22 protein-coding genes and 1 pseudogene are annotated in these 26914 nt (G+C 71.1%); 12 read left to right on the forward strand and 11 right to left on the reverse strand.

Annotated elements, in window-relative coordinates; genetic code table 11:
• Window positions 1–332 precede the first annotated feature (332 nt).
• From ACIBJC_RS37915 to ACIBJC_RS37930, 4 genes are all read right to left on the reverse strand, one after another.
• Window positions 333–1343, reverse strand: coding sequence for an NAD(P)-dependent alcohol dehydrogenase (locus ACIBJC_RS37915; RefSeq protein WP_399300983.1), 1011 nt, complete (start codon window positions 1341–1343; stop codon window positions 333–335).
• Between the two features lie 441 nt (window positions 1344–1784).
• Window positions 1785–2312: a hypothetical protein gene (locus ACIBJC_RS37920; RefSeq protein ID WP_399300985.1), complete on the reverse strand. Its 528-nt coding sequence runs from the start codon at window positions 2310–2312 to the stop codon at window positions 1785–1787.
• 43 nt (window positions 2313–2355) lie between these two features.
• Entirely contained in the window at window positions 2356–3189 is an 834-nt protein-coding gene (locus tag ACIBJC_RS37925) for a GNAT family N-acetyltransferase (protein ID WP_399300987.1), read from the reverse strand.
• Between the two features lie 68 nt (window positions 3190–3257).
• Window positions 3258–4037, reverse strand: a complete 780-nt coding sequence (locus ACIBJC_RS37930) for an inositol monophosphatase family protein (protein WP_399300989.1) — start codon at window positions 4035–4037, stop codon at window positions 3258–3260.
• A 55-nt stretch (window positions 4038–4092) separates the two neighbouring features.
• On the opposite strand from ACIBJC_RS37930, the gene ACIBJC_RS37935 reads away from it, so the two are divergent.
• Window positions 4093–4992, forward strand: coding sequence for a LysR family transcriptional regulator (locus ACIBJC_RS37935; RefSeq protein WP_399300991.1), 900 nt, complete (start codon window positions 4093–4095; stop codon window positions 4990–4992).
• Between the two features lie 34 nt (window positions 4993–5026).
• Here the strand turns inward: ACIBJC_RS37935 and ACIBJC_RS37940 are convergent, their stop codons facing one another.
• Together ACIBJC_RS37940 and ACIBJC_RS37945 are read right to left on the reverse strand one after the other, a co-directional pair.
• Entirely contained in the window at window positions 5027–5632 is a 606-nt protein-coding gene (locus tag ACIBJC_RS37940; protein ID WP_399300993.1) for an NAD(P)-dependent oxidoreductase, read from the reverse strand.
• A gap of 258 nt (window positions 5633–5890) precedes the next feature.
• Window positions 5891–7057 carry a PucR family transcriptional regulator gene (locus ACIBJC_RS37945; protein WP_399300995.1) on the reverse strand — a complete coding sequence of 389 codons (1167 nt, stop codon included), beginning with the start codon at window positions 7055–7057 and terminating at the stop codon, window positions 5891–5893.
• Between the two features lie 157 nt (window positions 7058–7214).
• Here ACIBJC_RS37945 and ACIBJC_RS37950 point away from each other — a divergent pair, with 157 nt between their 5' ends.
• Together ACIBJC_RS37950 and pruA are read left to right on the forward strand one after the other, a co-directional pair.
• Window positions 7215–8141: a proline dehydrogenase family protein gene (locus tag ACIBJC_RS37950; protein ID WP_399300997.1), complete on the forward strand. Its 927-nt coding sequence runs from the start codon at window positions 7215–7217 to the stop codon at window positions 8139–8141.
• A 64-nt stretch (window positions 8142–8205) separates the two neighbouring features.
• The gene (gene pruA / locus ACIBJC_RS37955) at window positions 8206–9837 is read left to right on the forward strand and encodes an L-glutamate gamma-semialdehyde dehydrogenase (RefSeq protein WP_399300999.1); all 1632 of its coding nucleotides are present in this window, start codon (window positions 8206–8208) and stop codon (window positions 9835–9837) included.
• Between the two features lie 112 nt (window positions 9838–9949).
• On the opposite strand, the gene ACIBJC_RS37960 is transcribed toward pruA, so the two are convergent.
• Entirely contained in the window at window positions 9950–10825 is an 876-nt protein-coding gene (locus tag ACIBJC_RS37960; RefSeq protein WP_399301001.1) for a DUF1206 domain-containing protein, read from the reverse strand.
• 337 nt (window positions 10826–11162) lie between these two features.
• On the opposite strand from ACIBJC_RS37960, the gene ACIBJC_RS37965 reads away from it, so the two are divergent.
• A complete protein-coding gene (locus tag ACIBJC_RS37965; RefSeq protein ID WP_329822134.1) occupies window positions 11163–11294 on the forward strand; it encodes a hypothetical protein in 132 nt (43 codons plus the stop codon).
• 64 nt (window positions 11295–11358) lie between these two features.
• On the opposite strand, the gene ACIBJC_RS37970 is transcribed toward ACIBJC_RS37965, so the two are convergent.
• Window positions 11359–12933, reverse strand: coding sequence for a purple acid phosphatase family protein (locus tag ACIBJC_RS37970; protein ID WP_399301003.1), 1575 nt, complete (start codon window positions 12931–12933; stop codon window positions 11359–11361).
• A gap of 128 nt (window positions 12934–13061) precedes the next feature.
• Here ACIBJC_RS37970 and ACIBJC_RS37975 point away from each other — a divergent pair, with 128 nt between their 5' ends.
• The 4 genes from ACIBJC_RS37975 (at window position 13062) to ACIBJC_RS37990 (ending at window position 18990) form a co-directional block, all read left to right on the forward strand.
• A complete protein-coding gene (locus ACIBJC_RS37975; protein WP_399301005.1) occupies window positions 13062–14108 on the forward strand; it encodes a 3-isopropylmalate dehydrogenase in 1047 nt (348 codons plus the stop codon).
• Between the two features lie 231 nt (window positions 14109–14339).
• Window positions 14340–15440, forward strand: a complete 1101-nt coding sequence (locus ACIBJC_RS37980) for a branched-chain amino acid aminotransferase (protein WP_399301006.1) — start codon at window positions 14340–14342, stop codon at window positions 15438–15440.
• A gap of 406 nt (window positions 15441–15846) precedes the next feature.
• Complete coding sequence (gene cimA, locus ACIBJC_RS37985) at window positions 15847–17454, forward strand: citramalate synthase (protein WP_399301008.1); 1608 nt, start codon at window positions 15847–15849, stop codon at window positions 17452–17454.
• Window positions 17455–17619: 165 nt separating this feature from the next.
• Entirely contained in the window at window positions 17620–18990 is a 1371-nt protein-coding gene (locus ACIBJC_RS37990; protein WP_399301010.1) for a hypothetical protein, read from the forward strand.
• A gap of 103 nt (window positions 18991–19093) precedes the next feature.
• Here the strand turns inward: ACIBJC_RS37990 and ACIBJC_RS37995 are convergent, their stop codons facing one another.
• Window positions 19094–19711, reverse strand: a complete 618-nt coding sequence (locus ACIBJC_RS37995) for a YceI family protein (protein ID WP_399301012.1) — start codon at window positions 19709–19711, stop codon at window positions 19094–19096.
• A 243-nt stretch (window positions 19712–19954) separates the two neighbouring features.
• On the opposite strand from ACIBJC_RS37995, the gene ACIBJC_RS38000 reads away from it, so the two are divergent.
• On the forward strand, window positions 19955–20464 hold the full coding sequence (locus ACIBJC_RS38000) for a hypothetical protein (protein WP_399301014.1): 510 nt from the start codon (window positions 19955–19957) through the stop codon (window positions 20462–20464).
• A gap of 99 nt (window positions 20465–20563) precedes the next feature.
• Here the strand turns inward: ACIBJC_RS38000 and ACIBJC_RS38005 are convergent, their stop codons facing one another.
• The gene (locus ACIBJC_RS38005; protein ID WP_399301016.1) at window positions 20564–21763 is read right to left on the reverse strand and encodes a glycoside hydrolase family 64 protein; all 1200 of its coding nucleotides are present in this window, start codon (window positions 21761–21763) and stop codon (window positions 20564–20566) included.
• A 475-nt stretch (window positions 21764–22238) separates the two neighbouring features.
• On the opposite strand from ACIBJC_RS38005, the gene ACIBJC_RS38010 reads away from it, so the two are divergent.
• The 3 genes from ACIBJC_RS38010 to ACIBJC_RS38020 all read left to right on the forward strand — a co-directional run bounded on the left by ACIBJC_RS38010 (window position 22239) and on the right by ACIBJC_RS38020 (window position 26684).
• Window positions 22239–24638, forward strand: coding sequence for a polysaccharide lyase 8 family protein (locus tag ACIBJC_RS38010; RefSeq protein WP_399301030.1), 2400 nt, complete (start codon window positions 22239–22241; stop codon window positions 24636–24638).
• Between the two features lie 203 nt (window positions 24639–24841).
• Window positions 24842–26425 (forward strand): acyl-CoA carboxylase subunit beta, encoded by a 1584-nt coding sequence (locus ACIBJC_RS38015; RefSeq protein WP_399301018.1) that lies wholly within the window; start codon window positions 24842–24844, stop codon window positions 26423–26425.
• Between the two features lie 55 nt (window positions 26426–26480).
• A complete protein-coding gene (locus ACIBJC_RS38020; protein WP_329822145.1) occupies window positions 26481–26684 on the forward strand; it encodes an acyl-CoA carboxylase subunit epsilon in 204 nt (67 codons plus the stop codon).
• A gap of 128 nt (window positions 26685–26812) precedes the next feature.
• Here ACIBJC_RS38020 and ACIBJC_RS38025 read toward each other — a convergent pair.
• A pseudogene (locus tag ACIBJC_RS38025) lies at window positions 26813–26914 on the reverse strand (ATP-binding protein); the annotation flags it as partial.

A 26914-nucleotide genomic window follows, 5' to 3' on the forward strand; every position in this document is an offset into this window, starting at 1 on the left:
GCCCGGAACCGGTGTAGGAACCGTAGCTTGATGACCACTGGTACCTGCGGGAAACGTCGGAATCCGTGCACCGTGAGCAGCGGCGATACCGCTGGTTGGTGAGCAATCGGTGGTTCTCCGCGATCGAACCCCTGCCAACGGGTGACGTCTCACTGGTCACGGTGAACCCCGGTTCGGCTGACCGGGGTTCACCGGCTGTGAAATCAGTGCGCGGCTGCTGGTGGTGACAGGTGGCAGTACGACCGACGACAACGCCGCGAGGCGCGGCCCGCCGCGGCAGCGGCTGATGTCACGGCGGGCACGCGAGCCCAGCAAGATCCAAACGAGAGGCCCTAGCGGAGGTCGATGACGGCGCGGTAGCGGGCCCGGCCGTTTCGTACGTGGTCGATGGCGTGGTCGATCTGGTCGCGCGGGAAGACCTCGGCCTTGGCCTGGATGTGGTGCCGGGCGGCGAAGTCCATCAGTTGCCGGGTGACGGCGGGAGGCCCGACCACGGCGGAGACGAGGGACTTCGAGGCCGGCAGGATGCTCATCTGGTTGATGGTGAAGGGGCTGGCCGGGACGCCGACAACGCACAGTTTGCCCCGAGGGCGCAGGGTGGCGAAGTAGTCGTCCCAGGGCAGGTCGGCGCCGACGGTGTCGAGGATGAAGTCGAAGCGCTCGCCGGCCTGTGACACCTGATCGGAGGTCAGGAAGGTGTCGGCGCCGAAGCGATGGGCGTCGTCTTCCTTGTCCGCACTGGTGGAGATGGCCGTGACATGGCAGCCCCACGCGCGGAGGATCTGGAGAGCGAGGTGCCCGAGCCCGCCGATACCGACGACCGCGACGCGGTCGGTGGGGCGTACGCCGTGCTCGACGATCGCGTTGAAGACCGTGGTGCCGGCGCACAGCAGCGGTGCCGCCTCGGCGGAGCGCAGGGCGTCGGGGATGGGAATGACGTGACGCCAGTCGCCGGCGCGTATGTGGCTGGCGAAGGTGCCCCCTTGATCACGGAAGATGACGTCGTCCTTCTGTGGGCACAGGTGTTGCTGCCCGGACAGGCACCATTCGCAGTGGAAGCAGGAGCCGGCGATGGCCCCCACGCCGACACGCCGGCCGATCTGCAACTGCTGGGGGTCGACGGCGGAGCCGACTGCCGTCACGGTGCCGATGCCCTCGTGTCCGGCGACGGCGGGGAAGCGGTTCAGACCGAAGTGGTCGTCGATCAGGCCCATGTCGGTCTGGCAGATGCCGCTGTGGGTGAGTGCCACGTCGACTTCCAGCGGGCCCAGCGGCGCGGGCTCGTACTCGTATGGACGGGTGGGTCCTGCTGCCTGGTCCACCACATAGGCGCGGACGGTCATGACGTATCCAATCGTGGGTGGGGATTACTCGGGCCGGCCGGGGCCGGGAATGATGGCGACCTGGTTGTGATGGTCACGGTCCCCGGGCGGGATGGTGAGGTGCTGGACGTGGCCAAGGAGCCGCGCGTCCGCAACCGTCTCGGGTAGGACCGAGCTGGGGTTTTGGTAGTGGTGGTGCGATCGCGGAGTCCGGCGATGGTCAGGACACGGGCGAGGTGTCGCGCGGCGGTGTGTTCGGCGGTGGTCGGTGGGCAGGTGCGCCCGTGAGATACGGAACTTCGGTCGGATGCCGGTGTCCCGGTATTCCCCATCTCGTGTGCGTCGCGTTTTCGCCTGCTGGTAATCGCCTCGACTGTGGAGAGGCTGCCGTACATCGGCGCGCGCGAGAAGTTCTCAGGTCTTCCTGTTCTGCGCCCCTGATCAGCGCTGACCGGGCGAGAACTACTCGCGGACCCGGCCCCACGGCTTGAAGACCGAGAGCACCATCGCGAGACTCAGCAGCACCATGGCGGTGACGGCGAGGAACGCGACGAACCAGATGTCCTGCAACGGTTGTTCGCCCGAGGCGAGTTCGGTGATCGGGCCCAAGAAGGCCAGCATCATCACACAGGCGATGACGTTGAGGGCCAGCTTCACCGCGACCCACCGGTAGCGAACGAGTCCCCACTTGGTCGCCAGCCCGAGCAGGACACCGGTGACAAGGCAGACCACTCCCGCTGCGAGAGCCGACAGCAGCAGGGGAACGACGAAGAAGTCCGCGAGTGCCTGGTATACGGCGGTGCGGTCGTCGCCCGCGCGTACCCAGCCGATCACCACCAGAACGGCGGAGATGACATCTATGCCGATCCAGGCTCCCGCCGACACGACATGCGTGGCCAGGATGCTCTTGCGCAGCCGAGCCGGGATGCGCCAGCGGACTCGGTTCACCCGTGCCGGCGGAGTGGTTCGGGGTGTGGTGAGGGTACTCATGGTCGTCCTTGTCTGCGGAGTGCTGGGGTACGGGTCAGGTGAGCTACGCACGCCACAGCCAGGTGGCCCGCTCGTACAACGGCTCGAAGCCGACGCGCACCATGTTGCGCAGCGACGGGTTGTGTTCACCGGGGCCTTCCACGCCGGTCTCGGCGACGAGCCAGCGGCAGCCCTCAGCGGTGGCCGCCCTGATGCGAGCGGTGAGCAGCGCCGACTGGGCGCCACGGCCTCGCGCTTCCGGGAGCGTCGCCCCGCCGAACATGTCGGCGCACTCCCCGTTCAGGAAGACACTTCCGACCGCGACGATCCGCTCATCCGCCCAGACCGCGTACTGCCGCCAGTTCGCCCTGCCCACGCATGACGCGGCCATCTCGGTCATTTCCGGGGAGGTGAACCCGAAGGTGGTCATCATGACCGTGGCCCACTCCCGGGCCTGATGGGCTTCGACGACGCCGACGCGCCAACCCGGATCCAGCGCGGCACGGTCGGTGACGGTGGGCAGATTTTCGATGTCGCAGCCCAGCTTGGTGAATCGGCTGCTCTCGGCGAGGCCCAGTTTCGCGGCGGTGTCGGCCCAGTCCGGTGGCAGCAACGGCGGTGCGATCATGAGCGAGCCCTGCGACACCCCCCGCTCCCGATAGAAGTCGCACACCCGGACCAGGCCGTCGACGGTGATCGGACTGTCGGCGCCGAACCCGCCGGCCCGGTTGAAGAAGTGGCTCGGGTCCGCGCGGATGGCCAGTGCCCGCGTCGAGCCCGCGTGCAACGAGCCGAGGCCCAAGGCCTCCCGCACGGACGTCGACGCGCTGGTCGCGAAGTCGACGTAAGCCATGATCTCGGTCAGCTCGGCAAGGCCGGGCGGCACGGTGGTCGTCATGCGTGATGCTCCCGTTCGTGGGGGTGGGGAGGAAGCTGGATCCGGACTTCCCTCGGGCCGTACTTCTCTCAGGCGGTGAGGACTTCCAGCGCGGCGGCGTGCACACCCGGCGCGGCGGCGAGGTAGCTCCCGTCGGTCAGTTCCCACGGTTTGCCCTCGATGTCGGTGACGACGCCTCCGGCTTCCTGGACCAGCAGCACACCTGCCGCGTGGGACCGGACGTTGTCGAACTGCCAGTGCAGGTCCATGCGGCCCGCGGCGACCTGGGCCAGCTGGTGGGTCACAGGGACGGAGACCCGCACATGAAGGGCGGCGTTTGTCATCGCGGTGAAGGCGGAGCCCATCCGCTGCGCGAGCTCGGGGTCGTGACCGGGCCGGGCCTGGCCGGTCCCGGTCAGTGCGCCGTCCAACGACGACTTGACCGAAACCCGCAGCCGTACACCGTTGAGGAACGCCCCGCCACCCTCGGTCGCGGTGAACATCTCGTCGTGGACCGGGAAGTGGACCACCGCCAGCACCGGGCGGCCGTCACGGACGAGGCTCACGCCGATGTTCCAGTCGGGCATGCCCTGCACGGCGTTGACGTTGCCGCCGACCGGGTCGATGAGCCACCACTCGCCCATGGCCAGCGGTCCCGATCCGTGTTCGTCGTTGAGCCAGCCCGCGCTCGGCAGGGCCTCGGTCAGTGCTGGGCGCAACGTGTCGACAACGGCCGCGTCATTGGCCTGGAGGTTCGCGAGCAGTTCGGGGAGCGCGGGCGGACGGGACTCGGTGGAATAGCGCGTCATCATCCGGGCGCCGGCGTGGCGGACGGCGGCGACGGTGGCGGCAAGCAGGTCCTGGCTCATGGGATGCTCCTGAAGTTAATTGAAGTGGATCTGTGCCTCGTGAGGATTTACTTGTATGCAATTGGACTTGAATCTGCTGACCGTGCTGGACGCCCTGCTCGAAGAGGGCAGCGTGATGGGCGCGGCCGAGCGGCTGCACCTGTCCTCGCCCGCGGTCAGCCGCACCCTGGGCCGGCTTCGTACCGTCACCGGGGACGACATCCTGGTGCGCACCGGCCACTCGATGGCTCCCACCCCGTACGCGGTGTCGGTGCGGGAGGACGTTCACCGGCTGGTCAGGCAAGCGCACGAAGTGCTCTCGCCGATCCGTGAGCTGGACCCGGCCGAGATGAAGCGCACCTTCACGATCCAGTGTCACGACGCGGTGGCCGCGTCGCTGGTGCCGGTACTGGTCGACAGGATCCAGCAGCGGGCTAGCGGGGTGCAGTTGCGGGTGCTGGCGGAGAACACTGTCGACACCGACGACCTGCGACACGGGCGCGTCGACCTGGAACTCGGTGGTGGTAGGCCGAGTCTGCCCGAGTTCCGGTCGGAGCCGCTCGGCGACGATCGGCTCGTCGTGGCGATGCGTGCGGACCACCCTTGTGCCGCCGGACTCGACCTGGCCTCCTACGCGGCGCAGCCGCATGTGGTGATCTCCCGGCGTGGCCGTCTCACCGCGTCGATCGATGACGTGCTGGCCGCCGAAGGCCTGCGGCGCCGGGTGGTCGCGGCGGTGGCGACGGTGTCCACCGCCCTGCAGATCGCCGCCCGTGGCGACGCGTTGGTCACCTGCACGGCGATCCTCGGCCGTCCGCTCATCGAGGCGTTCGGGCTCCTCGCCCGGCCGCTGCCCATCGAGTCCCCGGCGGCGACGGTCAACTGCAACTGGCACCAGCGCTACGATTCCGACCCCGCCCACGCCTGGCTCCGCGAGCAGGTCCGGGCGTCGTTCGAGGAGATCACCGCCTGCTGACCACTCCGCCCACTCCGCCTGCTGACCACTTCGCCTATTCCGCCAGTGGCAGGGCCACGGCGCCGGGAAAGCCAGGCGTCTCGGCTTCGTCGAGCATCGCCGCCGCGACGGTCTCCCGGCTGACCTTCGCAGCGAGGTCGAAGGGAGGCGCGGACTCCAGGCCGACCGTGCGCCGGCGGGGGCTTTCCGGCCCGTCGGCGAGCATCCCGGCGTGGAAGACGGTGCCCCCGGCCGCGAGAACGGTGTTGTCGGCTTCGACCTTGTCCGCGAGCCGGTCGCCCAGCACCTTGGCGAGCACGCCCGCGCCCTCTCCCGCCACTTCGGCCGACTGGCCCGTGCCGTAGGCGCCGAGCCAGATGACGCGCCGCGGGCCGGCGGCGACTACGGCCCGGGCGCCGGTCAGGAGAATCCCGGCCCGGTCCGTGCCGAGCGCGGAAAGGACCACGGAATCCCCGTCCACGACGGCGGCGATACCGGCCGCGTCGTTCACGTCGCCCGCCACTATGCGCAGGTTCGGGGAGTCGGACACGATCCGCCCGGGATCACGCGCGATGGCGGTCACGGTGTGACCACGTCGCAGCGCCTGTCGAGTGAGGGCGATTCCGGTCTGGCCGGATGCCGCGAGGACGGTGAGGTTCATGCCGAGAACGCTAGGGAACCCATCACTTAACATCAAGTGCATGTATCTGACTTGCTAAGTTACCCAGACGCAATTGGCGGCTCTTCGAAGTGCTGGACCTTCACTGTCAGCTCGTCGTCCTCCTCGTCTGCTCCAAAGATGCCCAGACGACTACCGACAGCTACTGAACGTAATCGCTGCCCATGATCACGCGGAAGTGCTCGAACGGTGCTCATGATCACGCGGAAGTGCTCACGAAACTGCGGATCCTGCAACCGGTCAGAGGCGCGCCGCCTTCAGCGCCATGTGGAGCAGCAGCCGGTCCTCGCCCTCCGCCAGGTCCAGGCCCGTGAGCTGTTCGATCCGGGAGAGCCGGTAGTAGAGCGTCTGCCGGTGGATGCCGAGCGCCGAGGCCGTGCGGCCCGCCTGGCCCGCGTGGTCGAGGAAGACCTCCGCGGTGTGGGCCAGTTCGCCGTGGGCGGGGGAGAGCAGGGTCAGGACCGCGGGGTCGGGCGCCGTGGGCAGCGCCGTCAGCAGGCGGTACGCGCCCATCGACGCCCATCGCGCCACCGGGCCGAGCCGGGGCTGGGCCACCGAGGCGCGGGCCGCGCCCACCGCCTCGCGCCAGGCCTCCGGCAGCTCCGTCAGCCCCCGGCGCGGGGCGCAGACCCCGGCCCCGCCGGCCGGGCCCGCCGCCTCGCGCAGCCGCGCCGCGGCCGTCAGGACGGGGGCTTCCGCGTCCGCCGAGCGCAGCCGTACGAGCAGGGCCAGCGCCCCGTCGCCGTCCGCGCCGCGCGCCGCGTGCGCCCCGTACGGCGCGGGGAGCGGCAGGGTGCAGAGCGCCGCAGTCCCCGGCACGGCCCGGACCGGCGGCTCCTCGGCGCCCCACGGCGCCACGCAGAGCAGGAGGTGCGTCCCGTCCGCGCTCGGGCCCAGCGCCGCACGCAGCGCGGCCGACGCCGTCTCCCGCTGCCAGCCGGGGCCCGCGGCGAGGACGGCCCGCAGCTCCCTGGCGAGGTCGGTGCCCGCCTTCGCCTCGTCGGCGAGGAGTTCACCGATCCGCTCCGTCACCTCCATGGCCGCCGCGAGCGCGGCGCCGCCCGGCCCGGGGTCGGAGTCGTCGAGCAGCCAGACGTAGCCGAGGACCCGCCCCCGGTGGCGTACGGGCAGACAGATGCGGCCCCGGAACACCCCCGCGTCCGGCGCCGCCGGGATCCGGACGGGTCCTGACGCGTGGGTGATGCCGAAGTCCTCGAACCAGGCGCGGACGGCGGGCGTGGAGCGCCGCGTCAGGATCGAACGCGTCCTGACCGGGTCCATCGCCGTGTCGTCCTCGCTGTCGTGCACCCCGAAGGCGATCAGTCCGAAGTCCCGGTTCTCCAGGGTCGCCGGGACGCCGAGCAGTGCCGAGATCTCGTCGACCAGTTCCTGGTAATCGTCCTTCACCCGGACATTCTCCCACCGCCTTCAGACATCTGTCTGAGATCCGGGCCACGGATGCGTGACAGGTGTCGATGGCAGAGGATCGGAGCGATCCCTAGGTTTCACAGTGGTTCTCCTGCCGTTCCCCTGCCGCACCGTTCGATCCACCGTGGAGGTCCCTGTGCTGGGTCCCGTGATCCTTGCCGCGTCGCGCAGCGACGCCCTGCGCCGCACCCTGTCGGCCGCCCCGGTCACCAGGCCCGTGGTGAACCGATTCATCGCCGGCGAGTCCGTCGAGGAGACCACCCCCGTCGTCCGGTCCCTCGCCGACCAGGGCCTGGAGGTCACCCTCGACGTCCTCGGCGAGGACATCACGGACCCCGCCGCGGCGCTCGCCGCCCGGGACGCGTACCTGCGGCTGATCGAGGCCCTGGCGCCGCTGGAGCTGGGCGCCCGCGCCGAGATGTCGGTGAAGCTCTCCTCCTTCGGACAGGCGCTGCCCGGCGGGCACGACCTCGCCCTGAAGAACGTCACCGCCGTCGTCGAGGCCGCCGCCGCCGTCGGCACCACGGTCACCCTCGACGCCGAGGACCACACCACCATCGACTCGACGCTCGCCGTCCACGCCGAGCTGCGCGCACGCTTCCCGGAGACCGGTGCCGTCGTCCAGTCGTACCTCTTCCGTACCGAGGAGGACTGCCGCGCCCTGTCCGCGGCCGGCTCGCGCGTACGCCTCGTCAAGGGCGCCTACAAGGAGCCCGCCTCCGTCGCGTACCAGGACAAGGCCGAGGTCGACCGGGCGTACATCCGCTGTCTGCGGATTCTGATGGACGGCTCCGGGTACCCGATGGTCGGCACCCACGACCCGCGCATCGTCGCCATCGCCCAGGACCTCGCCCGGCGCGCCGGACGCAAGCCCGACGAGTACGAGTTCCAGATGCTGTACGGCATCCGGGAGGCCGAGCAGTTCCGGCTGGCGGCCGAGGGACACCGGATGCGTGTCTACATCGCGTACGGCACCGACTGGTACGGATATTTCATGCGCCGCCTCGCCGAGCGCCCCGCCAACCTCACGTTCTTCCTGCGTTCGCTGGTCAGCCGCGGCTGACCCCGCGCGCCCCACCGACCGCCGAAGAAGAGCAGACTTGCAGACAGAAGGAGATGCGGCCCCCATGGACGCTGTGACCCAGGTTCCCGCGCCGGTCAACGAGCCGGTGCACGGCTACGCCCCCGGCTCGCCCGAGCTGGCCCGGCTGGAGGTGCGGCTCAAGGAGCTGGCCGAGAACCCCGTCGACCTGCCGATGACCATCGGCGGCGAGAAGCGGATGGGCGGCGGCGAACGTGTCGACGTCGTCCAGCCGCACAACCACGGAGCCGTGCTCGGTACGTTCGCCGGCGCGACCCGGCAGGACGCCCAGGACGCGGTCGACGCCGCGCTCGCCGCCGCCCCGGCCTGGCGCGCGATGGCGTTCGACGACCGTGCCGCGATCATCCTGCGCGCCGCCGAACTGCTCGCGGGACCGTGGCGCGAGAAGCTCGCCGCCGCGACGATGCTCGGCCAGTCCAAGACGGCCCAGCAGGCCGAGATCGACTGTCCGTGCGAACTGGTCGACTTCTGGCGCTTCAACGTCAAGTACGCCCGTGACCTGCTCGCCGAGCAGCCGCCCGCCAACTCCCCGGGCGTCTGGAACCGGCTCGACCACCGCCCCCTCGAAGGCTTCGTCTACGCGATCACGCCGTTCAACTTCTCGGCGATCGCCGGCAACCTGCCCACCGCGCCCGCCCTCATGGGCAACGTGGTCGTCTGGAAGCCGTCCCCGACGCAGACCCTCGCCGCGGTGCTGCTCATGGAGCTGCTGGAGGAGGCGGGACTGCCCAAGGGCGTCATCAACCTCGTGACGGGCGACGGCATCGCCGTCTCCGACGTGGCCCTCACCCACCCCGAGCTGGCGGGCATCCACTTCACCGGCTCGACCAGGACCTTCCAGCACCTGTGGAAGACGGTCGGCGCCAACATCGAGACGTACCGCTCCTACCCGCGGATCGTCGGTGAGACCGGTGGCAAGGACTTCGTCGTCGCCCACCCGAGCGCCGACCGTGCCGTCCTCAAGACGGCGCTGACCCGGGGCTCCTTCGAGTACCAGGGCCAGAAGTGCTCCGCGTCGTCGCGCGCGTACGTCCCCGCCTCGATCTGGAACGACGGCTTCCAGGAGCAGTTCGCGGCCGAGGTCGACGGGATCGCCATGGGCGACGTCACCGATCTGACGAACTTCATCGGCGCCGTCATCGACGAGCGCTCCTTCGCCAAGAACAAGGCCGCCATCGACCGCGCCGCCGCCGACCCGAGCTGCACGATCGTCGCGGGCGGCACGTACGACGACTCCGTCGGCTACTTCGTCCGGCCCACCGTCATCGTCTGCACCGACCCCGAGAACGAGGTCTTCACGACCGAGTACTTCGGTCCGATCCTCGCGGTGCACGTCTACGCCGACGCCGACTACGACGCCGTGCTCGACCAGATGGAGTCCGTCTCGGCGTACGCCCTGACCGGCTCGGTCATCGCGGGCGACCGCGCCGCCGCCGCCCACGCGATGGAAAAGCTGCGCTACGCGGCCGGCAACTTCTACATCAACGACAAGTCGACCGGCGCGGTCGTCGGCCAGCAGCCCTTCGGCGGCGGCCGGGCCTCCGGCACCAACGACAAGGCGGGCGCCCCGCAGAACCTGATGCGCTGGACGCTGACCCGCGCCATCAAGGAGACGCTGGTCCCGCCGACGGACTACCGCTACCCGCACATGGGCTGACACCACCCCCGGGGCTCCGCGCCCCGTCGCCCCTCCCGGGTTCCGCCCCCGTACCGGTCACCACACACCCCTCCGGTACGGGGGCGGCTCCACTCCTGCCGCGCCGGGTACGTCAGACCCTGCGCCAGCGGGCCATCGCCCACGAGAAGAGCCCGAACAGCATCAGCCCCACCGCGACCAGCGCCAGCAGCCAGGGCCCCGCGGAGGTCTCGGTGAACGAGCGCAGCGTGTCGTCGACCCCCTTCGCCCGGTCCGGCTCGTACGCGACCGCCGCCAGCACCACGAAGACCCCCGCCGCCGCGAACAGGGCCCCGCGCGCCGTGCCGCCGCCGACGCCCGTCACATCGACGAACCGCCTGACAGGCCGGGACATCTCGGCGAGCTTCAGATGCTTGTGGTACTTCCGGAGCACCGCGCGGACGCCGATCCACAGGCCCGCCGCCGCGATGGCCGCCCCGGCGACGCCCACGATCCACCGGCCGCCGGGCAGTTCCAGCGCCCTGGCCGTGATGTCCCGGGACTCCTGGTCGCTCGAACCGCTTCCGCTGCCCTCGTCCCCGGCGGCGAACGCCAGCACCGAGTAGGCGGTGAACCCGTAGAAGACGGCGCGTCCCGCCGACAGCAGCCGCTTGCCCGCCTTGTGCCCGTCGGGCCCCGCCGCGCCGAACAGCGCCTCGGAGAGCCGCCACAGCGCCATGCCCACCAGCCCGGCCCCGAGGGCCCAGAGCAGTACGGCGCCCATCGGTTTCTCCGCTATCTCCGCGAGCGCGCCACCCCGGTCGGCCTGCTGACCGCCCTCGCCGCTGCCGCTGCCGCTGCCGCTGCCGCCGCCGTCACCGAACGCGACGCGCAGCGCGAGCACCCCGACGAGCAGATAGATCGCCCCGCGCGCGACGAAGCCCCAGCGGGCCGCCGCGTCCATGGCCTTGCTGTCGGCCGCCTGCTCAGCGGTACCGCGTCCCTTGTCCGTCAACGTCCGTGCGTTCATGAGTGGCCTCCGCCGCATCGGGTTCCCCCGCCCGGGGCCCGGAAACGACGGCGGAGGGGCCCGGCGCCGAGCTCGGTCCGCCACGCGCCGTCGGCAGCGGCGCGGGAGCCACCGTCTCAGATAGTAGGAAGTCCGAGTAATCGTGGAGACAGACCGGCCTTCCTCGCTTAGCTTGGAATGAGCCGAACGTCTCGCTCCATCCAGCGAATGGCGGCCGTTGGCACGCGCCCCCACGCAGGCAACCCCTGCCGCGTATGCCCCCCGCCCCTTCCGGCGCCTCGCAGATGCATCACGCGGCCCTGCCGCGTGGCTCAGCTATCTCAAGGAGTCGATCACCATGGCCGAGACCACTGTCCGTCGCCGCGTCCGTCACACCCCGCGTACCAGCGAGTCCGAGCGCAAGAACGCCGCCGCCGCCCTCCAGCGCGCGCTCGACCGGAGGGACAACGGCGGCGCGACCGGCCACTGACGCGACCGGCCACTGACGCGACCGGCCTTTGACGCGCGACCGGCCACCGGTCGGAGCGGCGGCGTCAGCGCGTGATCGTGAAGTGGTCCACCCGGTGGCCCGTCTCCGCGAGCGCCGAGACCGTGAGCGCCGGGCGGGCCCCGGGCACCACCTCGACGGCGAGGAACGAGAACCCGGTGTAGCGCACGCGCGACCACTCCACCGTCTCGGCGGCCTTCGCGCCGCCCTTCGCCCAGTGGTACGTGGGGACGGACTCCAGGTCGGCGACATGGCCCTCGTAGCTGTCCGGTACGGGGAAGTCGTACAGCGCCTTGCCCGCGCCGCCCGCCGTCACGTACACGATGCCGTCCCGTACGGAGCTGACGGACTCGCCGATCGGGACCGTGCGCCCGACCGCGCCGCCGCGCAGCGCGTCCGTCCGCTCGTACACGTGGTTGTGGCCGTTGATCACCAGATCCACCCGGTGCTTGTCGAAGAGCGGCACCCACGCGTCGCGCACCCCGCCGTCCGACGCGTGCGCGTTCGTCGTGGAGAAGGCGCAGTGGTGGAAGAAGACCACGACGAAGTCGATGTCCTTGTCCTTGCGCAGCTCGCCCAGGCGCCGGTCCAGCCAGCGCGTCTGGGCGCCGTCCGTGTACCCGGTGTTGGCGCGGATCTCGTTCGACACGTCGTTGGCGTCCAGCGCCACCACACCCACATTGCCGTACGTGAACGAGTAGACGCCCGGTGACTTCTCCGCGTCCGGACCGTCGCCCGGCAGGGTCCAGCGCGCGTTCTGCCCGCCGTAGCCGTTCGGCGAGTACCAGGCCTCCATGTCGTGGTTGCCGGTGGTCACCATCCACGGCACCCGCGAGGCCACCGACTCCGTCTGCGCGAGGAACTGGTCCCACACCCGCGCGTCATAGGTGTCCGCCGCCTGCCCCTGGCCGCTGCTGTCCGCGTAGCAGATGTCCCCCGCGTGCAGGTGGAAGGCCGGGTTCTGGCCCAGGATCACCTGGTCGTTGGCGAGCGCGTCGTACGAGACGCCCTGGTCGCCGAAGGCCGTGAAGACGAACGCCCCGGCGTGGGACGGGGCGGTACGGAACGTCCCGACCGTCCCGAGGTTGCGCCCGTCCGCCGGGTCGAACCCGGCGTGGCCGACGCCGTAGTAGTACGTCGTGCCGGGGCGCAGCCGCTCCAGCGAGGCGTGCAGGTAGTACTGGTCCACGGCGGGCAGCTTCGCCGAGAGCGACGGCGTGTGCAGCGGCCGGACCTCGGCCCTGATCCGCCGGCCCAGGTCCCAGGGCTTCAGCCCCACCCGCAGATACGGGTCCTTCACCGGCAGCGGCACCTGCCAGGACACCGACATCATGGTCTTCGGGTCCGCACCGAAGGCGAGATGGCGTCCGAACGGGGCGACCAGCGCCCCGTCCACCCGGGTGGCGGCCGACGACGGCAGGACGCCGGGGGCGACGGCCGCGTTGTCGGCGGTGGCGGCGCTGGAACCCAGCAGCCCGGCGCCGGCCACGGTGGACGCGGCCACGGTCCCGGCGCGCAGCAGGCCGCGCCGGCCGATCGTGGCCCGCAGGTACTCGTGCTGCTCCGGCATGGTCATGCGGGAGGCGAGATGGTCGGGGATCCCGACGCGGGGAGTGTCCATGGACCGACCGTGACACCGGCCGGTGGCGGATGCGTGGAGCAAAGACGTACAAAGGGCGACCGGTTCGCAATGTGTCCACAGAATGGACGCGTCGTGTCAAGCGCTGGGACGCGGAGTAGGGTGCCGTCATGTCTCGCAGCCTCAATCTCGCAGTGATCCCCGGTGACGGCATCGGCCAGGAGGTCGTGGCTCAGGGCCTCAAGGTCCTGAGTGCGGTTCTCCCGCAGGATGTGAAGCTGGAGACCAAGGAGTACGACCTCGGCGCCCGCCGCTGGCACCGTACCGGGGAAACCCTCCCGGACACGGAGCTGGAGGCCCTGAAGGCGCACGACGCCATCCTCCTCGGCGCGATCGGTGACCCGTCCGTGCCGTCCGGCGTCCTGGAGCGCGGGCTGCTGCTCAAGCTGCGCTTCGCCTTCGACCACTACGTGAACCTGCGTCCGTCGAAGCTCTTCCCCAACACGGACACCCCGCTGGCCGGCCGCCCGGACATCGACTTCGTCGTCGTCCGCGAGGGCACCGAGGGCCCGTACACCGGCAACGGCGGCTCGCTGCGCACCGGTACGCCCGCCGAGGTGGCCACCGAGGTGAGCCTCAATACGGCGTACGGCGTCGAGCGGGTCGTCCGCGACGCGTACGAGCGGGCCAACTCCCGTCCCCGCAAGAAGCTGACGCTGGTCCACAAGAACAACGTCCTCGTCTACGCGGGCCACATGTGGAAGAACATCTTCGACCGGGTGGGCCAGGAGTACCCCGAGGTCACCACCGACTACCTGCACGTCGACGCCGCGACGATCTTCTTCGTCACCCAGCCGGACCGCTTCGACGTGATCGTCACCGACAACCTCTTCGGTGACATCCTCACCGACCTCGCCGCTGCCGTGACCGGCGGCATCGGCCTGGCCGCGTCCGCGAACATCAATCCGGACCGTACGTTCCCGTCCATGTTCGAGCCGGTCCACGGATCGGCCCCGGACATCGCGGGCCAGGGCAAGGCCGACCCCACGGCCACCGTCCTCTCCGTCGCCCTCCTGCTGAGGCACCTCGGCTTCGACGCCGAGGCCGTCCGGATCGAGGAGGCCGTCGCGGCCGACCTCGCCGGGCGCGACGGTACGGCGTCCCCGCGCACCACCGACGAGATCGGCGACGCGCTCGCGGTACGCGTAGCGAGCTGACCCGTCGACTTCTTACGCAGCCGCCGGGTCCACTGCCCGGCGGCTGCTTCGTGCTGTGCGGCCACCGGGCACCGACACCAGTTCCCGGATCGCACTCACCCTTGTTTCCCGCGCCACCCCACCCGAGTGATAATCGCTGTGGGCCGCGGCATGCGGGAATGCTCGGACGTCCTATCAGCAGTAGCGGCGTGAGCGCGGTCCGTCACAACCCAACGTGAAGGACGAGTATTCATGACCACGCCCACGCACACGCCCACGATCGAACTGAAGCCCTCCTCGCACCCGCTGTCCGACGCGGAGCGCGAGGCCCGGCTGGCCGACCCCGGCTTCGGCCGTCACTTCACCGACCACATGGTGACGATCCGCTGGACCGAGGGCAGGGGCTGGCACGACGCGCAGCTCGTCCCGTACGGGCCGCTCTCGCTCGACCCGGCCAACATGACCCTGCACTACGCGCAGGAGATCTTCGAGGGGCTCAAGGCCTACCGGCTGCCCGACGGCTCGGTCGCCACCTTCCGCCCCGAGGCCAACGCGGCCCGCTTCCAGCGCTCGGCCCGCCGCATCGCCATGCCGGAGCTGCCCACCGAGACCTTCCTCGCGGCGTGCGACGCGCTGGTCCAGCAGGACGAGGCGTGGGTCCCCGCGCACGGCGGTGAGGAATCCCTCTACCTGCGCCCGTTCATGATCGCGACCGAGGTCGGCCTCGGCGTGCGCCCGGCCAACGAGTACCTGTTCCTGGTCATCGCCTCGCCCGCCGGCGCGTACTTCCCCGGCGGCGTGCAGCCGGTCTCCGTCTGGCTCTCGGAGAACTACGTCCGCGCCGTCCCCGGCGGCATCGGCGACGCCAAGACCGGCGGCAACTACGCGGCCTCCCTGCTCGCCCAGGCCGAGGCGGCGGAGAAGGGCTGCGCCCAGGTGGTCTGGCTCGACGCGCTGGAGCACCGCTGGGTCGAGGAGATGGGCGGCATGAACCTGTACTTCGTGTACGGCGACCGCATCGTCACCCCCCAGCTCAACGGCTCGCTCCTGGCGGGCGTCACCCGTGACTCGCTCCTCACGCTGGCTGCCGACCTCGGCTACACCTCCGAGGAGGGGCGCATCTCCACGGAGGACTGGCGCCGCGACACCGAGAACGGCACCCTGACGGAGGTCTTCGCCTGCGGTACGGCCGCGGTGATCACCCCGGTCGGCACCGTCAAGTCGGCGAGCGGCGAGTGGACGCAGTCGGGCGGCGAGCCCGGCGAGGTCACCATGAAGCTGCGCCGGGCGCTGCTCGACATCCAGCGGGGCATCACGCCCGACCTGCACGGCTGGATGCACCGGCTCGGCTGACGTACGAGGCTGACGTACGGGGCCGGTCGTGCCAGGCCGGTCGCAGGAGGCTGGTCGTACGAGGGGGTCCGCGCCCGCACCGCACGGGCGCGGACCCCGCGCGTTCGCCCCGGTCCCACGGGCGCCGGTTCGTATCGTGAGACGGGTCTTTCCGGACGAGCGAGACATGCGAAAATCGACCCGTGCTCTCGTTCGCCATCATTATCGGCAGCAAGCGCGCCGGTCCGCAGTGACCGCCCCGTACCACCCCGTACGGCGCGGCCATCGTGCCCCAGACCCGCGCGCAGACCTCTCGCACCCGCGAGGGGTTTTTTCGTTTTCCGGCCCCACCCCGGCCGAAAACGAGCGGCACGCGATGATGGGGGCAAGTGGAGCCAGACCTTCCACTCGACAGGAGCAGGACACCATGACCACAGAGTCCACGGCGGCCGACGACAGTTTCCATGTCTTCGACACGACGCTGCGCGACGGGGCGCAGCGTGAGGGCATCAATCTGACCGTCGCCGACAAGCTGGCCATCGCCCGGTATCTGGACGACTTCGGCGTGGGCTTCATCGAGGGCGGCTGGCCCGGCGCCAACCCGCGCGACACCGAGTTCTTCGCCCGTGCGCGGCAGGAGATCGACTTCCGGCACGCCCAGCTCGTCGCCTTCGGCTCCACCCGCCGCCCCGGGGCGAAAGCCTCCGAGGACCCTCAGGTCAGAGCCCTGGTCGAGTCCGGCGCCCCGGTGGTGACCCTCGTCGCCAAGTCGCACGACCGCCATGTCGAGCTGGCTCTGCGCACCACGCTGGACGAGAACGTCGCCATGGTCCGCGACACCGTCTCGTACCTGCGTGAGCAGGGCCGCCGCGTCTTCGTCGACTGCGAACACTTCTTCGACGGCTACCGCGCCAACCCCGAGTACGCCAAGTCCGTCGTCCGCGCCGCCGCCGAGTCCGGCGCCGACGTGGTCATCCTCTGTGACACCAACGGCGGCATGCTGCCCGCGCAGATCCAGGCCGTCGTCGCCACCGTCCTCGCCGACACCGGCGCCCGCCTCGGCATCCACGCCCAGGACGACACCGGCTGCGCCGTCGCCAACACCCTCGCCGCCGTCGACGCCGGCGCCACGCACGTCCAGTGCACGGCCAACGGCTACGGCGAGCGCGTCGGAAACGCCAACCTCTTCCCCGTCGTCGCCGCGCTGGAGCTGAAGTACGACAAGCGCGTCCTGCCCGAGGGTTCGCTCGCCGAGATGACCCGGATCTCGCACGCCATCGCCGAGATCGTCAACCTCGCCCCCTCCACCCACCAGCCGTACGTCGGCGTCTCGGCCTTCGCGCACAAGGGCGGACTCCACGCCTCCGCGATCAAGGTCGACCCCGACCTCTACCAGCACATCGCCCCCGAGCAGGTCGGTAACACCATGCGGATGCTCGTCTCCGACATGGCGGGCCGCGCCTCCGTCGAGCTGAAGGGCAAGGAGCTGGGCATCGACCTCGGCGGCGACCGCGAACTGGTCGGCCGGGTCGTCGGCCGGGTCAAGGAGCAGGAGCTGAAGGGGTACACGTACGAGGCCGCCGACGCCTCCTTCGAGCTGATGCTCCGCGAGGAGGTCGAGGGCCGGCCGCGCCAGTACTTCCGTACGGAGTCCTGGCGCGCGATCGTCGAGGACCGCCCCGACGGCACCCACGCCAACGAGGCGACGGTGAAGCTGTGGGCCAAGGGCGAGCGCATCGTCGCCACCGCCGAGGGCAACGGCCCCGTCAACGCGCTGGACCGGTCCATGCGGGCGGGGCTTGAGCGCATCTACCCGCAGCTCGCCAAGTTGGAGCTGGTGGACTACAAGGTCCGCATCCTGGAGGGCCGGCACGGTACCGAGTCCACCACCCGCGTGCTGATCACCACGAGCGACGGCACGGGCGAGTGGTCGACCGTGGGGGTCGGCGAGAACGTGATCGCCGCGTCCTGGCAGGCGCTGGAGGACGCGTACACGTACGGACTGCTCCGCGCCGGGATCGAGCCGGCGGAGTAGGCCGGGCGGGGTAGGGCGGGCGACGGTAAGGCGGGCGGAGCGGGGCCGGCGCAGTGGCCGGCGCGGCGTGGCGGGCGCGCGCCGCCCGGCGCGCCTCTCCCGGCGTCCCGCCTCCGTCCCGCCTCCGCCCGTCCGGTATTGCCCCGCTTCGGGTAGCGTCGACGTATGAGGTCGAGGCTGATTTTCCTTCTGTCCGGGCTGCTTCTCGCCCTGTCGGCCGCCGCCTTCGGGGCGGCTCCCGGCGCGCAGGCGGCCACCACGGGTCCCGGGACCGTGGCCGAGGCCCTGAAGAAAGGCCCGGTCTATGTGGATCCGGGGGCCAGGGACCAGCTCTCGGCCGCCCAGGCCGACGCCCTGACGAAGAAGATCAAGGACGCCGACAAGCCGCTCTTCGTGGCGGTCCTGCCGGACAACGCGCGGTTCCCGGCGGCCAGCGTGCTGCGTACCGTACGGACCGACACCGGTGTGACGGGGCTGTACGCCATCCGCCTCGGCGACCGGTTCAACGCGGGCGCCGACCCGTCCGTCCTCTCCCGGCAGGCCGTCTCGAACCTGGTCGCCGGGGTCAAGGCGGGCGGCGGAACCGTCGACGCCGCCACCCAGCTCAGCGACTTCGTGGACCAGGCGCTCCCGCAGACCCGCGGCCGGGCGCCGGACTCCTGGGGCGGCGGCTCGGGCGACGGCGGCGGCAGCTCGTCCGCAGGACTGATCGTGCTCGGCTCGGTGGTCGTGGTGGGCGGCGCGGGCGCCTACGCCGTGGTGCGCAGGAACCGGCGGAAGCAACTGGAGCGCGAGCAGGCGGCCCTGGACAAGCTGCGGGTCGTCGTGGACGAGGACATCACCGCGTTCGGCGAGGAGCTGGACCGGCTCGACTTCCACCCCTCGGAACCGGGCGCCGACGACGCGATGCGCGGCGACTACGCCCACTCGCTGGACGCCTACGAACAGGCGAAGTCCCTCATGGGCTCGGCCCGGCGCCCCGACGACGTACGCGGGGTGACCCGGACGCTGGAGGACGGCCGCTTCTCGCTGGCGACGCTGGCCGCGCGCAGGGAAGGCGCCCCGCTGCCGGAGCGCCGCTCGCCGTGCTTCTTCGACCCGCGCCACGGCCCGTCGACCACGGACGCGCAGTGGTCCCCGCCCGAGGGGGCGCGGCGTACGGTCCCGGTCTGCGCGGCGGACGCGGCGCGGCTGGCCGACGGCGAGGACCCGATGATCCGTACGGTCAGGACCGACCAGGGGCCGCGCCCGTACTGGGACGCGGGCCCGGCGTACGGACCGTGGGCCGGCGGCTACTTCGGCGGCGGGCTGCTGCCGGGCCTGCTCGTGGGCACGATGCTCGGGTCGATGATGGCGAGCCCCGCCTACGCCGCGGACTTCGGCGGCGGTGACGGCTCGGGCTTCGCGGGCGGCGACCAGTCGGGCGCCGACTTCAACCCGGACGATTTCGGGGGCGGCGGTTTCGGCGGGGGAGGGGACTTCGGCGGGGGCGGCGACTTCGGGGGCGGCGGTGACTTCGGCGGGGGCGGCTTCTAGCGCGCGGAGGGCACTCCTACTGTCGTAGCCTCCCCGCGCCGCCGCCGTACTCTCGTACCCGCCGGTCGCCGTACTCGCGTCCCCACGGCTGTTGTCCGTGGCCTCAGGCGGCCTCGGGGCCCTGCTTGATCGCGGAGATGTCGAAGCCCAGCTTGACCTTGTCGCTGACCATCACACCGCCGGTCTCCAGCGCCGCGTTCCAGGTCAGGCCCCAGTCGGAGCGCAGGATCGTCGCGCTGCCCTCGAAGCCGACGCGCTCGTTGCCGTACACGTCGGTGGCGGAGCCGTGGAACTCCAGGTCGATGGAGAGCGGCCGGGTGACGTCCTTGATCGTCAGGTCGCCGGTGATGCGGTACGTCTCCGCGTCGATCTGCTCGGCGGCGGTGGAGCGGAACGTCATCGCCGGGAACGTCTCGGTGTCGAAGAAGTCGGCGCCGCGCAGGTGACCGTCGCGGTCGGGCGCGCCGGTGTCGATGCTGGCGATCGAGACGTCGATGGCGGCCGTGGACTTCGCCGGGTCGGAGCCGTCCAGCTGGAGCGAGCCCTCGTGCTCGGTGAAGGTGCCCCGCACGTTGGTCACCATGGCGTGGCGCACGGTGAAGCTGATCGTGCTGTGCGCGGGGTCGATGGTGTACGCGCCGGTGAGCGCGGCCAGGGCCGGGTCCGCCTCGATGGTGGCGGTCGGGGCGGTGCTGTCGTTCTTACGGCCGAAGAGAGCCATGATTCCTCCAGGTGCAGGGTTGTTTAAGCTTCAACGAGTCCCACCATAGACCCATCTCGTTCAAGGTTCAACAATATCGCGATATTCACACGAAAGGGCGATGCGGATCCTCTGGCGGACGCGCGTAGACATCGGGCAGGATCGGCCCCGCACCGCCCCGCACCGCCCCGCACCCGCACCGCCCTGCTCCACCGCACCGCCTACCCCACGACGCCACGGTCTTCAGCAGGAGGTACTCCCCCCATGAAAATCCGCTCCGTCCTCAGCGCTCTCGCCCTGGTCCTCGGCGCTCTCCTCGCCCCCGGCTTCGGTGTGTTCGGCTCCGCCACCGACGCCCAGGCGGCCACGAAGATCACGCACGCCACCGGAGCCTCGATGTTCAACTCCTCCGGCATCGCCTGGGTCTCCACCGGCGGCTGCTCGGACCGGAACAACGGAAGCTGCACCTCGTTCGACCAGCTCAACCTGGACACCGCCAAGGGGGCGCAGACGCTGAAGAGCGCCACGGGCTGCGCCCTCACCATCACCGGAGGCACGGAGACCGGGCACGCGAGCGGCACGTACTCGCACTGGAACGGCTACAAGCTCGACTTCCGCCCGACCACCTGTCTCACCAACTACATCAAGAACACCTTCACGTACATCGGGGTGCGCGGTGACGGCGCCCCGCAGTGGCAGTCCGGCTCCGGCAACGTCTACGCCGACGAGGGCAACCACTGGGACGTCACGTACCACAACTGCGGCGGCTGCTGACCCCCGCGCAGCGCTGACCCCGCACAGCGCGGTGCCCCGCACGCTCCGTCCGTCACCGGGGGAGAGGCGGGGCACCGTCGTGTGGTGCGGCGGCCGGGGTCAGGAGCCGACCGAGACCGTCCAGCGGCGCGGGTTGCCGTCGTGCGCCGCGCCCGAGACGTCGGGCTGGCCGTCCGCCTGGACGTCGTCGTACGGGAACGCGTACCCGACCGGGTTGTTGTCGTGCACGATCCGGGCGAAGTGGTTGGTCACCGGGTCCCGGTAGTAGTCCGCCGCCGTCAGGCCGTTCGGCGTCTGGGTGTGGGTGAGCAGGGTCGAGCGGTTGAACGCCGCCGCGAGCCGGGCGAGCAGCCCCTTCTTGTCGTCCGAGTCGGCCGGGTTGTTGGCGAACGGGCCGCTGTTGCAGGTGAAGATGTCCATCGAGGTCGGCTTGGCGAAGGTGTGGCCGCCGTTGAAGGTGAGCGTGTCGCCGCTGACCCGGCCGGTGAAGACGCCCCGGCCGCCCTGGAGGTCGATGGTCAGATCGGTGGTGCGGTACTTCTCCCAGACCTGGTCCGCGTAACCCTCGAAGACTCCGCCGAACCCCGCCTGACCGGGCAGGTTCTGCGGCGAGATGACCCGCAGCACCTTCCCGTCCGCGTTGCGCAGGACCAGCTTGTCCCACGGGTGGCCGTCCTTCGCCGCCTGGGCGGTGAGCCCGTCCGCGATCCGCTCCAGCGCGCCCTCGGGCAGCGGGGCGACGGTGTGGGTGTCGTCGCCCTCCAGCGAGATGCCGATGGGCAGCGCCGTCACCAGGTCGACATAGCTGATGTTGGAGAAGAGCTGGTCCTGGTTGAAGGTGAACTCGCAGAACGACCAGGTGCGGCCGTAGTTGGGGTCCGCCTCGGTCGCGAACGCCGGCTCGACCAGCGCCGGGCCCGGGTTGAGGAAGAAGTCCAGCTTGTCGTCGCGTACGAAGTAGACGCGGGCGCCGAACATCTGCGGCAGCCTCAGGACGACGGGCGCGCCGCCCGCCGGGTTCAGCGGGATCGCGCAGTCCACCGGCAGCGGGGTCTGCGGGGCACCGACGGACTCCGGCCGGTAGACGCTGCCGTCGGCGCGCAGCAGTACCCAGCCGCCCTGGTCGTGGCCGGTGACATAGGCGTTGACCGAACCGGGCAGCGACGTGTTCTGGAGGGCGAGTTCGCAGGTCTCCGGGGCTGCCGAGGCCTGCGGGCTGAGAGCGCTTCCCCAGACGGGGTAGGTGAGCGCCGTCGCCGTGGCGGCCGTGCCGGTGAGGAACAGTCGGCGGGATATCACGGAAGTACTCCTGATACGTGGGGGTGCACGAGGGCGCGGCGGGTGGGAGGAGGCGCCCAGCGTGGCCCCCCAGCCTCGCGCCGGGTGGGGAACGAGTCAAGAGTTGAGGCCGAGAGCGCTCTCACACTCGCCGCCGAGATGACCGGACGTCACCCCGGTTGGCCGGGCCCGGAGTTGACGGACCGGCGGCGCTCCCCGTTGAAAGCGGTGGCGGGCGGTGCTAGGGTCTTTCGTTTGGATCTGGCTGGGTCAGGGAGCGGGGTCTGGTGCCGTGGATCGCAAGGCGGAGGAGGGAGGCGACGCGGAGCGTCGCCGACGGACGACAACGCCGCGAGGCGCGGTGCCAGGGCACGCGAGCCCAGCAAGATCCAAACGAGAGGCCCTAGACCAACGGGCAGCCGGTCGCCCATGTCCGCTCCGGAGGTCACCCGTGTCGCTGCCGCCCGCCTGGAACCGCCGTACCGTGCTCACCGCCCTGGCCGCCACCGCCACCGGCGCCGGCTCCCTCCCGTACGTGCCCGCCCATGCCGCCGAGCCCGTCGCCCGTACCCCTGCCGCCCCCGTCGCCGAACCGGCCGCCGAGCCCGCCGACCCGTTCGAGGAGCTGCGGCTGCGCTGGGTGGAGCTCGCGCTCGGCAGCGGCTACGACCCGGCCGCGGAGCCGTACGCCTCCCGCCTCACCGAGACCGGTGAGCTGGCCGCCCGCTTCCGGCGGACCATGGCCCCGGCCGCCGCCTCCCTCTGGCCCGACCACCCGTACGACCCGCCCGCCGGCATCACCCAGAGCTACGGCAGGCTCTGGACGATGACCCGCGCGTACGCCCAGCCGGGCACCGGGCTCACCGGGGACGCGGATCTCCTCGCCGCCGTGCTCCAGGGGCTCGACCACCTCGCCGCGACCGTCTACCACCCCGCGACCACCCCGTACGGCAACTGGTGGGAGTGGCAGATCGGCAGCCCCCGGCCGCTCATGGACATCACCGCCGTCCTGTACGACCGGCTCGGCGCCGCGCGGCGCGCCGCGGCGGCCGCCGCCGTCGACCACTTCATCCCCGACACCCTGCTCACCGACTACACGGGCACCAGCACCGGCGCCAACCGTGTCGACCTCTGCCGCTCCGTCGCCCTGCGCGGCGTCCTCGGCCGGGCGCCCGACCGGATCGCGCTCGCCCGCGACGCGCTCTCGCCCGTCTTCCCGTACGTCACGAAGGGCGACGGGCTCTATGCCGACGGATCGTTCGTCCAGCACACCTGGGTCGCCTACTCCGGGACGTACGGACAGGTCATGCTGGACGGTCTCGGGCGCCTCCTCACCCTGCTCGCCGGGTCGACCTGGGCCGTCACCGACCCGGAGCGGCAGAACGTCCTCGACAGCGTGGAGCGCGCGTACGCCCCGCTGATCTACCAGGGACTGATGATGGACAGCGTCAACGGGCGTGCCATCAGCCGCGGTTACCTCAGGTCCGACGAGCGGCAGGTGATGCGGAGCGACCACTTCCACGGCCAGGGGGTGATCGCCGCCGTCGCCCTCCTCGCGGGCGCGGCGGGCGCCGCCGAGCGCGCGCGCTGGACCGCGCTGCTCAAGGGGTGGATCGAACGGGACACGGTCTCACCCGTCCTCACCGCCCGCCAGTTCGACGTCGCCGATCTCGCCCGGCTGCGCGCCGTCGCCGCGTCGGACGTGCCCGCCGCCCCCGAACCGACCGGCCACACCCTCTTCGCCGCCATGGACCGGGCCGTGCACCGCCGCCCGGGGTGGGCCGCCAACATCGCCATGGCCTCCGACCGGATCGCGCACTACGAGTGCGGCAACGGCGAGAACCCGCGCGGCTGGCACACCGGCGCGGGGATGCTCCTGTGGTGGTGCGCGGGCGGGGACACCCAATCCACCGACCGGTCCACCGATCAGTCCACCGACCAGTACACGAACTGGTTCTGGCCCACGGTCGACCCGTACCGGCTGCCCGGTACGACGGTCTCCACCCGGCGCCTGCCGGACCGCGCGGGCGGCGAGTGGGGCGAGCCGAAACCGGCCGTACGGTGGGTCGGCGGCGCGACCGACAGGACGTACGCCGCCGTCGGGCAGCACCTCAAGGGGCTCGGTTCCACGCTGGAGGCCCGTAAGTCCTGGTTCTGCCTCGCGGACACCATCGTCTGCCTCGGCGCCGGGATCAGCGCCACGGACGGGGTGCCCGTCGAGACGATCGTCGACAACCGCAATCTGGGGGAGCGGCCAGAAACCGCCTTCACGCTCGGTCCCGGCGGGCCCAGGACCGGCTGGGCCCATCTCGCCGGCCACGGCGGCTGGGTCTTTCCCGGGGGCGCGCGGGTACGGACCCTCGCGGAGGCGCGCACCGGCGCGTGGAGCGACATCAACACCACCAGCTCACCCGAACGCCGTACCCGCCACTACCGGAGTCTCCTGCTCGACCACGGCACCGACCCGGTGGCCGCCTCGTACACGTATCTGCTGATGCCCGGCGCGTCCCGGCGCACCGTCGCCGCCCGCGCCGCCGACCGGCACTGGCTGGAGATCCTGGCCAACACGGACGCCGCGCAGGCCGTGGCGGTCCGCTCGCTGGGCTGCGCCGCCGCGAACTTCTGGCGCCCGGGGACGGCGGGGCCGCTCACCGCGACCGCCCCCGCGAGCGTCCTCGCCGTGGAACGGGGCCGTACCGCCACCCTTCACGTCAGCGAACCTCCCCGGACGGGGGAACCCCTGGAGATCGTCTGGGACCGGCCGCACCGCCCGGTACGGCGCGTCACGGCCCACGACCCGTCCGTCGAGGTCCTCGCCGCGGGCCGTACGGTACGGCTGAGGCTCACCCCGGGAACGGCCGGTGCCACCCATGGCTGCACCCTGGAGCTCCACTGAGGACTACCCGGCCTCGTAGTCCCCCCAAGGCGCTCCTCGTGGGCCCCGAAGTACTAGGGGGATCCCTACAACGGCCGGGGGTACGGTGCTGTGTGGTGACTCCGTAACGGGCCGGCTTCTGTCCATGCCCACCAGGAATACCGCCGGGAGACTGTGTGGAGTCGACGGCGCGCATTCCTTGGTGGTCTTCGTAGGGTTGGCACATGACCGTAGTGGACGAGACGCCGAGCGAGCCCACCGACGCCCGGGGCCGTGTGGCAGAACTGCACGCGCTGCGCGAGGCGGCCCGCCGAGGCCCCAGCGACCGCGCGACCGAGGCCCAGCGCGCCAAGGGCAAGCTCACCGCCCGTGAGCGCATCGAGCTGCTGCTCGACGAGGGATCGTTCAAGGAGGTCGAGCAGCTTCGCAGGCACCGGGCGACCGGCTTCGGCCTGGAGGCGAAGAAGCCGTACACCGACGGTGTGATCACCGGATGGGGCACGGTGGAGGGCCGTACGGTCTTCGTCTACGCCCACGACTTCCGGATCTTCGGCGGCGCCCTCGGTGAGGCGCACGCCACGAAGATCCACAAGATCATGGACATGGCCATCTCGGCCGGTGCCCCGCTGGTCTCGCTCAACGACGGCGCCGGCGCCCGGATCCAGGAGGGCGTCTCCGCACTCGCCGGGTACGGCGGCATCTTCCAGCGCAACACCCGCGCCTCCGGTGTCATCCCGCAGATCAGCGTGATGCTCGGCCCGTGCGCGGGCGGCGCGGCCTACAGCCCCGCGCTCACGGACTTCGTGTTCATGGTCCGCGAGACCTCGCAGATGTTCATCACGGGCCCCGACGTGGTCAAGGCCGTGACCGGCGAGGAGATCACCCAGAACGGCCTGGGCGGCGCGGACGTGCACGCCGAGACCTCGGGCGTCGCGCACTTCGCGTACGACGACGAGGAGACCTGCATCGCCGAGGTCCGCTACCTCCTGTCGATGCTTCCGCAGAACAACCGCGAGAACCCGCCCACGGTCGCCTCCGAGGACCCGGCGGACCGCCGCTCCGACGTGCTGCTCGACCTGGTGCCCGCCGACGGCAACCGCCCGTACGACATGCACAAGGTCATCGAGGAACTGGTCGACGACGGCGACTTCCTGGAGGTCCACGAGCGCTGGGCCCGCAACATCATCTGCGCGCTGGCCCGGGTCGACGGCCAGGTCGTCGGCATCGTCGCCAACCAGCCGCAGTCCCTGGCCGGGGTGCTGGACATCGAGGCATCGGAGAAAGCTGCACGCTTTGTCCAGATGTGTGATGCTTTTAACATTCCGATCGTTACGTTGCTGGACGTTCCCGGGTTCCTCCCGGGCGTCGACCAGGAGCACGGCGGAATCATCCGGCACGGTGCCAAACTGCTCTACGCCTACTGCAACGCGACCGTGCCGAGGATCTCCCTGATCCTGCGCAAGGCGTACGGAGGCGCGTACATCGTCATGGACTCCCAGTCCATCGGGGCCGACCTCACCTATGCCTGGCCGACCAACGAGATCGCGGTGATGGGCGCCGAAGGTGCCGCCAACGTCATCTTCCGCAAGCAGATCGCCGAGGCCGAGGACTCCGAGGCCATGCGTGCCCGCATGGTCAAGGAGTACAAGGCCGAGCTGATGCATCCCTACTACGCCGCGGAGCGCGGCCTCGTCGATGACGTCATCGACCCCGCCGAGACCCGCGAGGTCCTCGCGGGCGCACTCGCGATGCTCCGTACCAAGCACGCGGACCTGCCGTCCCGCAAGCACGGCAACCCCCCGCAGTGACGCGGCGCCCCGCGCGCCCCGCCGTCCCTGCCGAGACCAACGGAGACACGACTCCATGAGCGATGCCACGAACGAGTCCCTGCTGCGCGTCGAGAAGGGCCACGCCGACCCCGAGGAGCTGGCGGCCATCACCGCCATCCTGATGGCCCGCGCGGCGGCCAGGCCCGAGGCCCCGGCGCACCGGGGCCGCTCCACCGCCGGCTGGCGCCGTCTGGAGCGCACCCCCGGCTTCCGCGCCCCGCACAGTTGGCAGGGCTGACCCCGCCGCCGTACCGCGCACACGAAGAAGCCCCCGCACTTGGTGCGGGGGCTTCTTCGTGTGCGGATCCGGGCGGGTGCCCGGCGCCGCGTGGCGCCGGGCACCGGCCCGGACTCAAACGAAAGGTCTTAACGGAGTCGTGCCATGAGGGCGTGTTCGACGAGGGTGATGAGTCCGCTTTTGGCGTCGGCGCGGTGGCGGGCGTCGGTGGTGATGATGGGGGTGTCGGG

Origin of the sequence: Streptomyces sp. NPDC050509, assembly GCF_044457965.1 — a bacterium.
GTDB lineage: Bacteria > Actinomycetota > Actinomycetes > Streptomycetales > Streptomycetaceae > Streptomyces.

Bases quoted from the DNA above. Each gene is read 5' to 3' on its own strand.
- ACIBJC_RS37915 (WP_399300983.1), bottom strand. From the start codon at position 1,343: ATGACCGTCCGCGCCTATGTGGTGGACCAGGCAGCAGGACCCACCCGT.
- ACIBJC_RS37920 (WP_399300985.1), bottom strand. From the start codon at position 2,312: ATGAGTACCCTCACCACACCCCGAACCACTCCGCCGGCACGGGTGAAC.
- ACIBJC_RS37925 (WP_399300987.1), bottom strand. From the start codon at position 3,189: ATGACGACCACCGTGCCGCCCGGCCTTGCCGAGCTGACCGAGATCATG.
- ACIBJC_RS37930 (WP_399300989.1), bottom strand. From the start codon at position 4,037: ATGAGCCAGGACCTGCTTGCCGCCACCGTCGCCGCCGTCCGCCACGCC.
- ACIBJC_RS37935 (WP_399300991.1), top strand. From the start codon at position 4,093: ATGCAATTGGACTTGAATCTGCTGACCGTGCTGGACGCCCTGCTCGAA.
- ACIBJC_RS37940 (WP_399300993.1), bottom strand. From the start codon at position 5,632: ATGAACCTCACCGTCCTCGCGGCATCCGGCCAGACCGGAATCGCCCTC.
- pruA (WP_399300999.1), top strand. From the start codon at position 8,206: ATGGACGCTGTGACCCAGGTTCCCGCGCCGGTCAACGAGCCGGTGCAC.
- ACIBJC_RS37960 (WP_399301001.1), bottom strand. From the start codon at position 10,825: ATGAACGCACGGACGTTGACGGACAAGGGACGCGGTACCGCTGAGCAG.
- ACIBJC_RS37965 (WP_329822134.1), top strand. From the start codon at position 11,163: ATGGCCGAGACCACTGTCCGTCGCCGCGTCCGTCACACCCCGCGTACC.
- ACIBJC_RS37970 (WP_399301003.1), bottom strand. From the start codon at position 12,933: ATGGACACTCCCCGCGTCGGGATCCCCGACCATCTCGCCTCCCGCATG.
- ACIBJC_RS37975 (WP_399301005.1), top strand. From the start codon at position 13,062: ATGTCTCGCAGCCTCAATCTCGCAGTGATCCCCGGTGACGGCATCGGC.
- ACIBJC_RS37980 (WP_399301006.1), top strand. From the start codon at position 14,340: ATGACCACGCCCACGCACACGCCCACGATCGAACTGAAGCCCTCCTCG.
- cimA (WP_399301008.1), top strand. From the start codon at position 15,847: ATGACCACAGAGTCCACGGCGGCCGACGACAGTTTCCATGTCTTCGAC.
- ACIBJC_RS37990 (WP_399301010.1), top strand. From the start codon at position 17,620: ATGAGGTCGAGGCTGATTTTCCTTCTGTCCGGGCTGCTTCTCGCCCTG.
- ACIBJC_RS37995 (WP_399301012.1), bottom strand. From the start codon at position 19,711: ATGGCTCTCTTCGGCCGTAAGAACGACAGCACCGCCCCGACCGCCACC.
- ACIBJC_RS38000 (WP_399301014.1), top strand. From the start codon at position 19,955: ATGAAAATCCGCTCCGTCCTCAGCGCTCTCGCCCTGGTCCTCGGCGCT.
- ACIBJC_RS38015 (WP_399301018.1), top strand. From the start codon at position 24,842: ATGACCGTAGTGGACGAGACGCCGAGCGAGCCCACCGACGCCCGGGGC.
- ACIBJC_RS38020 (WP_329822145.1), top strand. From the start codon at position 26,481: ATGAGCGATGCCACGAACGAGTCCCTGCTGCGCGTCGAGAAGGGCCAC.